The sequence below is a fragment of the Candidatus Kerfeldbacteria bacterium genome, from assembly GCA_016214565.1.
Taxonomy (GTDB): domain Bacteria; phylum Patescibacteriota; class Patescibacteriia; order UBA10025; family JAHIVO01; genus JAXDBW01.
The window spans coordinates 103,555-116,372 of record JACROE010000002.1 but is presented as its reverse complement, the minus strand read 5'-3'; the positions used below and the strand labels follow the sequence as shown (position 1 = coordinate 116,372).

Below are 12,818 nucleotides of genomic sequence, written 5' to 3'. Positions count from 1 at the left end.
CGCCGCAACCGTACCACGGACGGCGCGCCTTGTCAATGCTGATTCATCTACTACCGAGAGCCAAATACAAGAATAAAGAGGAGGCCAATAATGGTTATCAGAGCTCCGCCAATGCGATATTTGATGTTGCGCTCATGAAAAAAGGCCGCGCCCAGCAGGATGCTGCCGGAGATGAGGAAAGCGCGTTTGATGGCGATGACATATGATACCAGCGTCGTTTCCATACCGACGAATATGAACACATCCGCGGCAATGGCCAGCAGCGCGACGGTGCCCAGCAGTTTCGCATGCTCATTATGGAAGAATTTACCGATATCTTTTCGGCGTTTGGAGAGCATCCATACGTTCATAAAGATTGCTTCCGTCACTACCGTGATCCCTAGGAAAAACCAGACGTTACTTTCTTGGATAGCCAGTTTAGCAAAGGTAGCGGAAAAACTATACATAAAAGCAATCGCCAGAATATACAGGCTGGAGCGATGGGTAAAGATGTCTCGCATGCGGTAGAATAATCCGCGGCGCAATTCTTCTCCTTTGAGTAGTATTGCGCCGAGCACGACGAGAAATATGCCGATCACGCCGTAGCTATTAGGTAATTCTCCCAGTAGAAAAAAAGAAGTGAAGATGAGGAAAACAGGCGTAAAAGAAAGTAGTGGGAGGGTGGTGGAGAGGGGAGCGATTTTTTCATCTTTGATCAACATAAGGTTGCTCAAGATCAGCAGCGGCGTATTAATGCCAATGAGCAACCAAAAATTCGGACCTAAACTTGGAATACCAGTCCAACAAAGGTAGCCGATGTAGACGGGTGCGGTAAAGGTCGCGATTGCCCAAAAAATAATAGGCACCGGGATGGATTGGGTGGCCCGTTTTTTGATCGCCTCAATAATCGGAAAGAGGATTGAGCCGAGAATGACAAATACAAATCCAGACATAGTGTCAGGCTATGGGTTGTGTTTATGTTTTTGAGACATGCGGTTTTGACTCGAGCGACTCGTCGCGCCATTCATTCAGCACTTCGTCGACGTCAGATGCCTCGACGGTCGCGGATCCGGCGGGAGCGGGTTTTTTAATACCGCGGAGTTTAACGAGTGCGGCGGCTTCATCCATTAGGTCAATCGCTTTATCCGGGAAGTACCGATCATGGATGTGTTGATCCGCCATTTCAATAGCTTGGGTAAGTGCGGCATCACTGATTTTCAACTGGTGGTGCTGCTCGTATCGGGAACGCACGCCTTTGAGGATATTGAACGTTTGTTCTTTGGTTACTTCGCCGATCAAGACTGGCTGGAAACGACGCTCAAGGGTCATGTCTTTTTCTACATAATCTTTGTACTCCTCGGGCGTGGTAGCGCCGATGACTTGCAGGTCGCCGCGGGCGAGGGCCGGCTTCAAGATGTCTGCCGCATCAATGGCACCGGTGGCTTGGCCCGCCTCCGCTAAGGTGTGTATTTCATCTATGAATAGAATAATAGAACGTTTGGCGGCAATGATTTCATCCACCAATGATTTTAAGCGCTTTTCAAATTCGCCGCGGTATTTAGTGCCGGCCACGAGCCCGCTCAAGTCGAGGGCGAGCACTTTCTTATTTTGAAGAATGGTGGTGACGCTGCCATCGGAGATTTTTTGTGCTAATCCCTCGATGATAGCGGTTTTACCCACACCGGATTTTCCGATCAGTACGGGGTTGTTCTTAGTACGGCGGGATAATATTTGAATAACCCGCTCTACCTCATGCTCACGGCCAATAACCGGATCCAGCTGGTTCTGGCGGGCGAGTGAGGTTAAGTCTTTTGAATATAATCTGAGTACGCCGGTGTTTGAGCGCGCTTTGATATTTTCTCGATACAACCAAAATATGACTACCCCCAAGACAATGAGGATAAGCATAAGAGAGGTCGATGCTGGCTGCCAGTCGAACATAATGGTTTTTATTTTGTGTATGTAATGAGTATAGCATTTTTTTTGCTTTTTGGCAAGGTATGGTGATAAGAAATGAACGCTTCGGGTTTGTTTATGGACGTGGCGCTGGTTAAAGATTTTCTTCAAATAGCTTGCTACTTTTCTTGGCAGCAAGAAAAGTAGCTCAAAAGAACTGCCGGGGGCTCCTATGCGCTCGCCATTTTGAATTGATGTGGTGGATAGGAGGGGCTTAGAGGATCCCCCGAACCCCACGTTCTAAATAATGGAAAGTAATTTGAACAAAAAAAGAACGCTCCGAGTGTTTGAAGTTCGAAGCGTTCGATAGTTCGTACCGCGATGTGGTACCAGGTCTAGTTCTTGTAGAACTTGACTTTGTACGACGTGATCGCGGTACCGGCGTTCTCCCGGGTATTGGTGATTTGCTCACCATATTCATCGTATCCAGTGGATACTTCCTTGAATGTTGCCCTGACAGAAAGCATGGCTTCCTTGTTGTTCTTCAGGTTCGTAATGGTCAGTATGTACCGACTGCCGTGTCTTTCGCGCTTGGCGCGAATCCACTGGCCGTCACCCCATTTGAACCAGAATCCGGTCGGAGAGGCATCACTGGTGAGCGATCCCCTTGGCTCGTCCCAATCGAAAACGAGTTCGAGGTAATCACCTTTGACCTTGATAATTCCCCAGATCTCGGCGCCAACTGATTTGTTGGCTCCTGGATAGGCTAGAAAAACCCGGTACAGAACAGATTGCGGAGCGGCTTTGACTTCGCAGCCAGTATTGTTACGCTTTTGGACGGCGTAGCAGCTGGTGGAGGTGAAGATCATCGCACACGCGACGATCAGCAGAGAAATGATTCTTGGATACATGACGTACCCTCCTATTCTTGACGATTAGTATTGTTTCGGAATTATCTGCGTATTCCCTGAGCTAAATTGACGTAATTGACAATGAGCGCAAAGAACTCAACATCCTATCATGGGTGTCAAGAAATGTCAATGGTTAGGGCAGGCTGGGCTTATCGTAATTCTAGCCAATTTCTAGATATGTGCATAACTTTTCAGGAAAAAATTGCATTTTTATTTCCTCTATCTTGATTATTTGCAGAAAAAGTGATATAATATGGGCATAATAAAAAATACACATTATGGCCGAACCAGCTCCGCAGCAAAATAGAGAGAAGCCTGTCGAAGATATTTTTGGTTTTTCTGAAGCTGGACAGGCACAGCCGACTCCTGAGCAGCGTCCACCGGTTGAACAGCGTCCAGAGCAAGCGCCACAACCCGAGCACGTGCGTGAGTCGCGGCCAGAACAGCGTCCTGAGGGTGAAAGCGCGCGTCGGACAGCGGCAGCTCCGATTCAGCCGATGCCAGCGCCGGTACCAGCCACGCCCGTGGTAAAAGACCCAGCGGTGGTTGAGATAGAGGGGATTCTTTCCGAACACCTGGAGGATTTATTTTTGGCGATGGATCAAGCGCAACAAATGGCATTTCAGCAGAAGGGTGAGGAGACTGCCTCAAAGATCAATGTGCTTTTGGGTGAAGCCAAGGTAAAAGTACGGGAGATTCTCAGTTTAATCCGCGAGTGGCTACAAATGATCCCGGGGGTCAATAAATTTTTCATCGAGCAGGAAGCAAAAATTAAGACCGATCGTCTGCTCAATGCCCGTGAACAAAAAAACCGAAATCAGCATTAATCATTACATCTTGGCATGGCGCCAAACATAAATATTTTTGGCAGCATCGGTGATCTGTGGGGGAATCTTGTCAGTAGTTCCGCTTTCCCTATACTGCTTTTGAGCATTTCAGTCGTGATCGTTGTGGTTGCGTCTTTTTTGTTATTGCGACGGCACATGCGTAATGAGCGCGCTCTTCCCGAAGCATTGCAAAAAATTGTTTTACTAGTGACGGTGCCCAAGGAATCTGAAATGGCTATTCGAGAGGGTCAACCGCAGCACGAACTTCAGTCGATGCTGGCTGAAGCTGAAGCGTGGTTTGCCACGCTGGGTGGCATGCGGGCGCAAAGGGGTATGACCTCGTCGATTGCCGGACGTACCGATCACTTTGCTCTAGAGATGGTCGTCTCGGGCGGGTTGATTTCATTCTATGTGGTGACGCCGCGCTACCTGCGTGATTATTTGGAACAGCAGATCCATGCCCAATATCCACGAGCGCAGATTGAGCCGGTTGATGATTTTAATGTTTTCACGCCTACCAGTACGGTCGTGGGTACCACGCTGCGATTCAAAAAACCATTTTTCTTTCCCATCCGCACCTATCGTCAGCTCGAAGTGGACCCACTGCAATCGATTACCAATGTGCTGGCAAAAATACCCACCGGAGAAAGCGCGGTTATTCAATATGTGGTACGCTCGGCAAAAGGCGAATGGCATGATCAGGGCGCGCGCGTGGCGCGCAATATTCACCAGGGGATGAGTCTCCATGACGCCGTGGGCAAACACGGTTTCGCCGCATTTATGTCCGCGGTCTATCATACCTTTGTCCCCAAGAAGGAAAAGCAAGACCCCTATCAGCAGCCGCGGATGCCGTCTTCACGCGATCAGGAGATAGCTAAGAGCATCGAAGAAAAAACGTCTAAGGCGGGCATGGACGTCAATATCCGCATTATTATTGCTGCCCAAACCGCTCAACGCGCGCAGGCTTACTTAACCGGCATCGTCGACGCTTTTTCCCAATACAATATGTATGAGTACGGCAATGGCTTCATGCGCAAGGACCCCTTTAAGAAAGATACGCTGATTCACGATTATATTTACCGCCGGTTTAATGAAAAGCAATCATCATTGCTCAATGCAGAAGAAATGGCTTCAGTATTCCATTTCCCGATACCTATGACTGAGACGCCGAATATCCGCTGGCTCCAATCGCGGAAAGCCCCGGCCCCGCTCAACATCCCTAATGAGGGTATCGTGCTGGGCCATAGCCCGTATCGGGGTAACGACCAGCTAATCCGTATCAGTCGAGCTGACCGGCGCCGACACGTGTATACGATCGGTAAATCCGGCGTTGGCAAATCGGTGTTGCTCTCTAATATGATTATTCAAGATATTCAGAATGGTGAGGGTGTCGGGGTCGTTGATCCTCATGGTGATCTTATTAGCACCGTGATGGAGCATATTCCAAAAGAGCGGGCGGATGATGTCATTTATTTTAATCCGTCGGACATGAGCCGACCGGTCGGCTTGAATATGCTGGAAGCAACCACGCCGGAAGAAAAAGATTTTGCGGTGCAGGAAATGGTGGCGATATTCTATAAATTATTTCCGCCAGAAATGATTGGCCCCATGTTTGAGCACAACATGCGCAATGTCATGCTGACGCTGATGGAGGATACTGAGTCGCCCGGCACGATCGCTGAAATACCCCGCATGTTTACAGATACCGCTTTTCAGAAATACAAAGTGGCGAAGGTGAAAGACCCGGTGGTACGCGCCTTCTGGGAAAAAGAAATGGCTAAGACGTCTGATTTCCATAAATCAGAAATGCTTGGGTACCTCATTTCAAAAGTTGGGCGGTTTGTGGAAAACGCCATGATGCGTAACATCATTGGCCAGCCACGATCGGGATTTAATTTTGATGACGTGCTCAATAACCGGAAGATACTTTTGGTTAATCTGGCGAAGGGGACCACCGGCGAGGTAAACAGCAATTTGCTTGGCCTGATCATTGTTTCTAAATTGCAAATGGCCGCGATGAAGCGTGTCAGTCTGCCGGAAGATAAGCGTAATGATTTCTATTTGTATTTGGATGAATTCCAAAATTTTGTTACCGACAGCATCGCCACCATATTATCCGAAGCACGGAAATACCGATTGTGCCTGACTATGGCGCATCAATACACCAGTCAGCTGGTACGGGAAAATAACGATAGCAGAATACGGGACGCGGTATTTGGCAATGCTGGCACCATGATTATGTTCCGAGTGGGCGTCGAAGATGCGGAAACGTTTGCTAAGGAGTTTGATCCGGTTTTCAATGAGTACGACATCATTAACGTTGATATGTATACAGCGTTAGTGAAGCTTCTTATTAATAATACGGCCTCGAAGCCATTTACCATGCAGACGTATCCACCGCAGCCTGGTAATTCGGCATTAGCCCAGCAGATCATAGAATTATCTCGGATGAAGTATGGTCGAGACCAGGCGTCGGTAGAGCAGGAGATCATGACTCGATCGCAACTGGGCGGGGCGGCTACTCGACCAGCGGTCACGCCGATGGCGGAGCGTTCATTATAATACGGTATGACGGAACTGCTTCGTTGGACATTGATCTTTGGCGGTATCATTTTAATTTTTGGTACCGCAGCGTATGCCGGTCTGAAAGCGGCTCCGTGGCTGCCGGTACTGAAGCGCGATATTAAGCGGGTAGTTGACCTGGCAGAATTAACTGAGAGCGACGTGGCCTATGACCTGGGTTCGGGGGATGGACGGATTTTGATCGCGCTAGCGCATAATTATTCGTGCACCGTGGTAGGGTATGAGGTTTCCTTTTTGCCGTATTTGATTTCTCGGCTTAAAATTTTATTGCTTGGATTGTGGCGGCAGGTGGAGATTCGGTTCGCTGATTTTTTTAATCGGGACCTGGGGCAGGCCACGGTTGTGTTTTGTTTCTTGACGCCAAAAGCCATGGAGAAACTGGCGCCGAAATTTCAGAAGGAATTACGACCTGGCACGCGGATCATTTCCTATAGTTTTGCCATTCCCGGGTGGACGCCGATCGCCATTAATCGTCCCGAGAAGCGTATCCCCATTTTCATCTACCGGGTTGACGCTCGCGCATAAATACGCTACACTGGTACCGCAGAAAATAACACATAGATTTTAACAAAAATTAACAGATATGCCCGCAAAACAAAATAAATTACAGCAGATCAAGAAACTTATCGATACTGCCCATGTCTCTATTGAGAGTGCTCGGCAGCTCTTGTCGCAGGTGGTGGGGGATACGGATGATTCGGCAGAAGTGACGGCGAAAGCACAAGCGGTGGGCAGCGTTTCTCAAACTGAGGGCGAAAAAATAATTGAAGGCATTTTTGACGGACAAAACATGGTCGGCCCGGATGGCAAACAGTACAGCGTCCCAGCTAACTACGCTTCGAAGTCAAAATTAGTCTTGGGTGATACTCTGAAGCTGACCATCACTGCCGATGGTACATTTATGTATAAACAAATCGGCCCGGTCGAGCGACAGCGCGTCGTCGGCATGCTGACGAAGGATGATACTACCGATGAATATCGTGTTGTTGTCGGTGATACCTCGTATCGCGTCTTGCTGGCCAGCGTCACGTATTTCAAAGGCGAACCGGGTGATGAAGTGGTCCTGTTGGTGCCGAAAGGCCAGGCGAGCGATTGGGGAGCTGTTGAGAATATTATCAAAGCAGGTACTGCCGCGCCTCAGCCAACTGCGCCCACTACTCCTGCTGCGGGTCAGCCTGTGGAAGAAATCGAGGATTTGGGCTAGTCTCCCTTTCTTGGTGTTGCCAAAAATTGAGCATCTCGTTACAATACAAGTCGCCTTACCGAATCGACTTGCAACTTTTTTCGTATCGTATGCCCGCATTGTATCGGAAATATCGCCCCCAACGATTTGACGACCTCGTCGGTCAAACACCAATAAAAGTGACCTTGCAGCATGAATTAACGCATAATCGCGTGGCTCATGCCTATTTGTTTGCTGGTCCGCGCGGCGTCGGGAAGACTACCACGGCGCGACTTTTAGCTATGGAGGTCAATACTCAGGCGTTGCCCGAAGCTGAGCGAGAGAAAATCGCCCGGGAGATATTGGAGGGTAAATCCATTGACGTGATTGAGATTGACGCAGCCTCACACACTGGAGTGGACAATGTGCGGGAAAATATTATTGAGAACGCTCGCTTTACCCCACAGTATCTCACGTATAAGGTATTCATCATAGATGAGGTGCACATGCTCTCCACTAGCTCGTTTAATGCATTGCTGAAGACGCTTGAGGAGCCACCGGCGCATGTCATTTTCATACTCGCCACTACTGAATTGCACCGCGTGCCGGAGACGATTATTTCTCGGTGCCAGCGATTTGATTTCAAGCGTGTCAGCGTGGCGGATCTCGCTGAGCGATTAGAGATATTGGCGAAAGCGGAGCAGGTCTCGCTTGATGCTGACGTGGTGCAGGCGATTGCTCGACGCGCGGATGGTTCGGTGCGCGATGCAGAAGTACTACTCGGGCAATTGATTTCACTGGGCGAAAAGAAGATTACTTTGGAGCAGGCCGGATTGGTATTGCCTCGATCAAATCAAGAGTTAGTCATTGCATTCATTCAAGCGTTGGTGAAGCGGGAGCCACAGGCAGGCTTAGAAATTGTTGAGCGACTCATCACTGACGGCGTACCACCGCAGGAATTTATCAAAGAGTGCGTTGAGATATTGCGTTTTGCTTTGCTCTATCGCGCCTACGGTGATACACGAGAAATGGATGAATATGGACTGGCGCGGGAGATCCGAGACCATTTGATTACGCTCGTGAAGGACCAGCCCGTGACCGCACTATTGACGATGATGGAGACCCTGTTGCAGGCTGAGCGAGAAATGCGCACCACGCCAATTTTGCAGCTGCCTCTGGAGATGGCTGTGATGAGATTAGTAAGTGATGATGACGTTTCCAAAAATCAATCGCCATCATCTCAGCCACCCGCTGCACCGAGCGGCACCCATACCGGTGGTCGACGTAAACCCGTGGAAACACCCGAGTCTGAATCATCGGTGCCAGCGCAGCCAACGCCCGTGCCGAAAAAATCAGCTCCAAAGCAAAAGAATGAGCGCGCGCTTTCGGATATCACGAAAAAATGGTCAGAAATTCTTGATGCAATTGGTCAGACACACCGCTCGATTGGCATGTCGCTCAAAGTGGGCATCCCTTATAGTTTGCATGATAATCGGCTGACCATCGCTTTTCAGCATGCGTTTCATGCTGAGCGCACCAATGAACGCAATGTCAAAGCGCGGATCCAGGACGTGATTCAGGAACTGACGGGAATGCTCGTCACTATTACCACGGCCGTGATTGATCCGGCTGAATTCGAGAAGTATGCGCCAGCTGTCGCACCTGCCAGCAATATTGTCCAGGACGCCGTGGCAATTTTTGGTGGTGAGGTTGTCGCAGAGAATTAAGTTCGAAAACCCCTTTGAGAAAGTGGTTTTCGATTCTTTCCTCAAAATATTAGTATCGCTCGCCCGACGTGAAGTCGATGCTCGCGATGCATATCTTGCCAAGGAGCGCCTGTTTTGTTACCATATGCCTCACCTCGTGGCGAATAGTGCCTATTGTTTCCAGAACTCCGGGATCGTCTAATGGTAGGACGCATGACTCCCCGCATAATTTCTCACTTCGTTCGAAATTTACGGGGCAGGCTGAATCAGGTGAAGTGATTTATTTGTCTGTTTTCTATAAGAGTGCGGTAATAAAATTGTAAATAGATTTGTCCGTAATCCTCCGGGATCGTCTAATGGTAGGACGCATGACTCTGAATCATGTAATCTTGGTTCGATTCCAAGTCCCGGAGGATTACGGATAATAGTCACATGCGATTCTCGAAGCGAACCCTGAGCTTGTCGAAGGGGGAGCGCAGATCCCGCCGAATGGCGGGGCCTGCCTAGACTTGACGCTCGGCGAGGCTGGCAAGTCCCGGGGGTTCTGGAAAGAAACATCAAGTCTAATTGTCACACCATCATCAGTTTTAATGTATGCTTTATTTGCTATCTCTAACAATCGGTTTGTGCGTTGCTTATCTGGCTTGTTTTTGGTTATTTCCTATGTTTTTTACTGGGGCATCTCAGCGGATATCTTCTCGATCAATACGCTCAGTAGTTCTGATTATTGGCATGAATGTCACGAGCTATCTCATCGCGTTTTCAATACCTGATGCTGAATGGAGTAATCGGATATTACACGCAGTGGGTGGGGGATTGCTTGGCATGATCGTTTGCTACTTGGCCGCGCGTGATGCACGAGTATCGATACGAGCATTTCAATTTTTTACTTTCAGTTTTGGTACAGTACTGGTGCTGGGGGTAGGTAATGAAATTATTGAATATTTTTTACAAAATTACACTCAATATTTTCAATTTGCGTTTGCAGCTACGTTTAATGATACCTGGTTGGATCTCATCAGTAATGTGGCCGGAGCGAGCTTGGGCGTTATTGTTCTGGCACCATGGGTACTAAGGAAGAATGCAGACGAAAAAAATCTTAAGATGTAAAAAAGCGCCTCAGGTTTCTGAGACGCTTGTAGTGTGTGCAGAACCAATTGCGTGTTATTCAGAAAAGGAAATTTCTGAAAATTTAACTGTCCTTGTTTCTGGTTCCGGATTATCCAGGGTTATTTCTTCTGATTCAAGTTTGTCAGCGATCTCTGCAGCGGACAATCCTTGGAATTGTAGCTCGACGAGCTGCTCAGTTTGGCCGGAATGTAGGCCGAGTTCTTTCATGATTGCCTCAGAGTGAGGCGTCGGTCCGGCTTGAGCTATTTCATCAAGCGCTAATTCGAACATCGCGATAGCACGATCAGTGCCGATTTTACCGATGAGTGCCATGCCGATAACATTAGCTTCGACACGACCCTCGTCGATCCCAGCCCCCCATATGTTCAATTCTTCAACTGCACCGCTGGCTACGCCAGCTCTGATGTATTGTACTAATTCTTTCACGATTGACCTCCGTCCTTGGGTTCTCTGTTTGGGTTTGTTTGTTTTAATGGTATCAAATTGAGTTTTTACCGTAAAGGAAAGCTGATATTATAGACATTATTTTTTAATATGCTATACTACCGGCAACCTTAATAATAGAGTGTATGGCCATTCGCATCCGACAAGGTATCACCTTTGATGACGTGCTTCTCGAACCACGTCGCTCTGGGGTGGATCGTGACCGGATCAACCTGCGTAGCCGTCTGACTAAGACGGTTTTTTTGGACATCCCGATTCTTGCTGCGGCCATGGATACGGTGAGTGAATCGCGTATGGCGATTGCCCTGGGGAAATTAGGCGGTATGGCAGTGGTGCACCGGAATTGTGCAATCGCTGATTCGGTTCGCTGGGTACGTGAAGCTCGTCGCGCCGGTGTCCAGGTGGGCGCTGCCGTTGGCCCCCATGATATTGAGCGGGCGATTGCTATCAGTAAAGCTGGTGCGACTGCTATTTTTGTCGACTGCGCTCACGCACATCATGATCGGATCATACGTGATGCTAAGAAAATCAAGAAAGCAATTCGTACCCCTTTGATTTTAGGAAATATTGGCACTGCTGAAGCGGCACGTGCGCTGATGCCATTTGCTGACGGATTGAAAGTTGGTATTGGTCCTGGTGCTATTTGCACCACGCGTATCGTAACCGGCGTGGGTGTTCCTCAATTGACTGCCATTATGGATGTGGTAGCCGTCGCTCGCAAGCGCGGGATTCCCGTGATTGCCGACGGTGGTATGAAATACTCGGGTGACGTCGTGAAAGCTTTAGCGGCCGGTGCATCCAGTGTTATGCTCGGCTCAATGTTGGCTGGTACAGATGAAGCGCCCGGAAAGGTAGTGACTATTGAAGGTAAGAAGTACAAACAGTTCCGCGGCATGGGTAGCCTGGCTGCTATGCAAAGTGGCCGATCCAGCGATCGGTATTTCCAGAAAGGAAAGAAAAAGTATGTACCTGAAGGCGTGGAAGCGATTACGCCATATAAAGGCCCAGTCGGAGATGTTGTCTGGAATATCGTCGGTGGACTGAAGAGTGGTATGGGGTATTTGGGGGCAATGGATATACCTGCATTAACGAAACAAGCTCGTTTTATCCAGATAACCAGCGCTAGCCTGAAAGAATCTCACCCCCATACAATTACAATTGCGAAAAAAGCCCCTAACTACTAGTCCTATGGACTCACGATCAAAAAATCCATCAGTTGAACTCCACGCCCATTTAGGCTCATCGGTGGATCCAGCTATGCTCTGGTCTATCGCTCATGAGCGTGGCATAAAATTACCGAGTAAGAATTATTGGGATTTTGAATCCATGATTACCATGGATAAGGATGAAAAAAATCTCAATTTGAATTCGATGCACTATGATTTTTTCTATTGGACAGAGTTAATTCAATCATCACCCGGACCACTGCGGGAATCTGTACGGAGCGTTATCGGTGGAGGTTATCGTGCCAGTAATATTGTGTTGCATGAATTACGGTTTAATCCCATGTTCCGTAATCGCGGCGGGGAGATGGATCTTGATCATATTATCATGGCTGCCATCTGGGGAATGCAACAAGCACAACTAGAGTATCCGCAAGTGAAAGCCGGACTGATTCTCATGATGGATCGCATGCTATCATTCAAACAAAATGAAGTGATTTTGAAAAAGGCGATTAAGTATCGTCACTTAGGCATCGTCGGCATTGACGTCGCCGGCCCGCAGCGTAAATCATTTTCTATGAAGCGCCACGCGCCACTCTTTGAGCAAGCACGCAAAGCTGGACTCGGCATCACGGTTCATACCGGAGAAGAGGGGAATATACCGGAGATGCGATTTGTAGTGCGCCAGATTCGTCCAGATCGGATCGGTCATGGATTTCTCTGCACCAAAGATCCCGCCCTGATGCGCGACATTGTGAAGCAGAATATCACGCTGGAAATGTGCCCAACTTCAAACCTCAAAAATTCGGTGATACGGAATATCAATGATTTGCGATCTATTGTACGAAAATACCTTCAGCATAAAATAAAATTTACCATCAATACTGATGGGCCCGAGATGTACCGGACGAACATTTTCCAGGAACAGCAATTACTCAAAAAGAATCATATTTTGACCCAGGCGCAGATCAATCAGTGCACCCAGTGGGCATTTGAAGCAGCCTTCGTGAAATAGC

The 12,818-nt window shown here is 48.4% G+C and carries 12 protein-coding genes and 1 tRNA gene; 9 read left to right on the top strand and 4 right to left on the bottom strand.

All coding sequences use genetic code 11. The features are described from left to right. Nucleotides 1-50 precede the first annotated feature (50 nt). The 3 genes from HZC01_00540 to HZC01_00530 form a co-directional block, all read right to left on the bottom strand. A complete protein-coding gene (locus tag HZC01_00540) occupies nucleotides 51-932 on the bottom strand; it encodes an EamA family transporter (GenBank protein ID MBI5037185.1) in 882 nt (293 codons plus the stop codon). A gap of 22 nt (nucleotides 933-954) precedes the next feature. Beyond that, nucleotides 955-1,920 (bottom strand): ATP-dependent Clp protease ATP-binding subunit, encoded by a 966-nt coding sequence (locus tag HZC01_00535; GenBank protein MBI5037184.1) that lies wholly within the window; start codon nucleotides 1,918-1,920, stop codon nucleotides 955-957. A gap of 350 nt (nucleotides 1,921-2,270) precedes the next feature. After that, nucleotides 2,271-2,786, bottom strand: a complete 516-nt coding sequence (locus HZC01_00530; protein MBI5037183.1) for a hypothetical protein — start codon at nucleotides 2,784-2,786, stop codon at nucleotides 2,271-2,273. Between the two features lie 278 nt (nucleotides 2,787-3,064). Here HZC01_00530 and HZC01_00525 point away from each other — a divergent pair, with 278 nt between their 5' ends. The 7 genes from HZC01_00525 (at nucleotide 3,065) to HZC01_00495 (ending at nucleotide 10,174) form a co-directional block, all read left to right on the top strand. Further along, nucleotides 3,065-3,613, top strand: coding sequence for a hypothetical protein (locus HZC01_00525; protein ID MBI5037182.1), 549 nt, complete (start codon nucleotides 3,065-3,067; stop codon nucleotides 3,611-3,613). A gap of 15 nt (nucleotides 3,614-3,628) precedes the next feature. Continuing rightward, complete coding sequence (locus HZC01_00520) at nucleotides 3,629-6,175, top strand: type IV secretory system conjugative DNA transfer family protein (protein MBI5037181.1); 2,547 nt, start codon at nucleotides 3,629-3,631, stop codon at nucleotides 6,173-6,175. Between the two features lie 6 nt (nucleotides 6,176-6,181). Continuing rightward, complete coding sequence (locus HZC01_00515; GenBank protein ID MBI5037180.1) at nucleotides 6,182-6,721, top strand: SAM-dependent methyltransferase; 540 nt, start codon at nucleotides 6,182-6,184, stop codon at nucleotides 6,719-6,721. 58 nt (nucleotides 6,722-6,779) lie between these two features. Next, nucleotides 6,780-7,400 (top strand): hypothetical protein, encoded by a 621-nt coding sequence (locus HZC01_00510; protein ID MBI5037179.1) that lies wholly within the window; start codon nucleotides 6,780-6,782, stop codon nucleotides 7,398-7,400. Between the two features lie 89 nt (nucleotides 7,401-7,489). Further along, nucleotides 7,490-9,085 carry a DNA polymerase III subunit gamma/tau gene (dnaX, locus tag HZC01_00505; protein MBI5037178.1) on the top strand — a complete coding sequence of 532 codons (1,596 nt, stop codon included), beginning with the start codon at nucleotides 7,490-7,492 and terminating at the stop codon, nucleotides 9,083-9,085. 321 nt (nucleotides 9,086-9,406) lie between these two features. After that, nucleotides 9,407-9,477 (top strand) — tRNA-Gln (locus tag HZC01_00500). A gap of 250 nt (nucleotides 9,478-9,727) precedes the next feature. Further along, complete coding sequence (locus tag HZC01_00495; GenBank protein MBI5037177.1) at nucleotides 9,728-10,174, top strand: hypothetical protein; 447 nt, start codon at nucleotides 9,728-9,730, stop codon at nucleotides 10,172-10,174. Between the two features lie 54 nt (nucleotides 10,175-10,228). On the opposite strand, the gene HZC01_00490 is transcribed toward HZC01_00495, so the two are convergent. Continuing rightward, the gene (locus HZC01_00490; protein ID MBI5037176.1) at nucleotides 10,229-10,621 is read right to left on the bottom strand and encodes a hypothetical protein; all 393 of its coding nucleotides are present in this window, start codon (nucleotides 10,619-10,621) and stop codon (nucleotides 10,229-10,231) included. 143 nt (nucleotides 10,622-10,764) lie between these two features. Here HZC01_00490 and HZC01_00485 point away from each other — a divergent pair, with 143 nt between their 5' ends. Together HZC01_00485 and HZC01_00480 are read left to right on the top strand one after the other, a co-directional pair. Then, entirely contained in the window at nucleotides 10,765-11,823 is a 1,059-nt protein-coding gene (locus tag HZC01_00485; protein ID MBI5037175.1) for an IMP dehydrogenase, read from the top strand. A 4-nt stretch (nucleotides 11,824-11,827) separates the two neighbouring features. Further along, on the top strand, nucleotides 11,828-12,817 hold the full coding sequence (locus HZC01_00480) for an adenosine deaminase (protein ID MBI5037174.1): 990 nt from the start codon (nucleotides 11,828-11,830) through the stop codon (nucleotides 12,815-12,817). Nucleotide 12,818 lies beyond the last annotated feature (1 nt).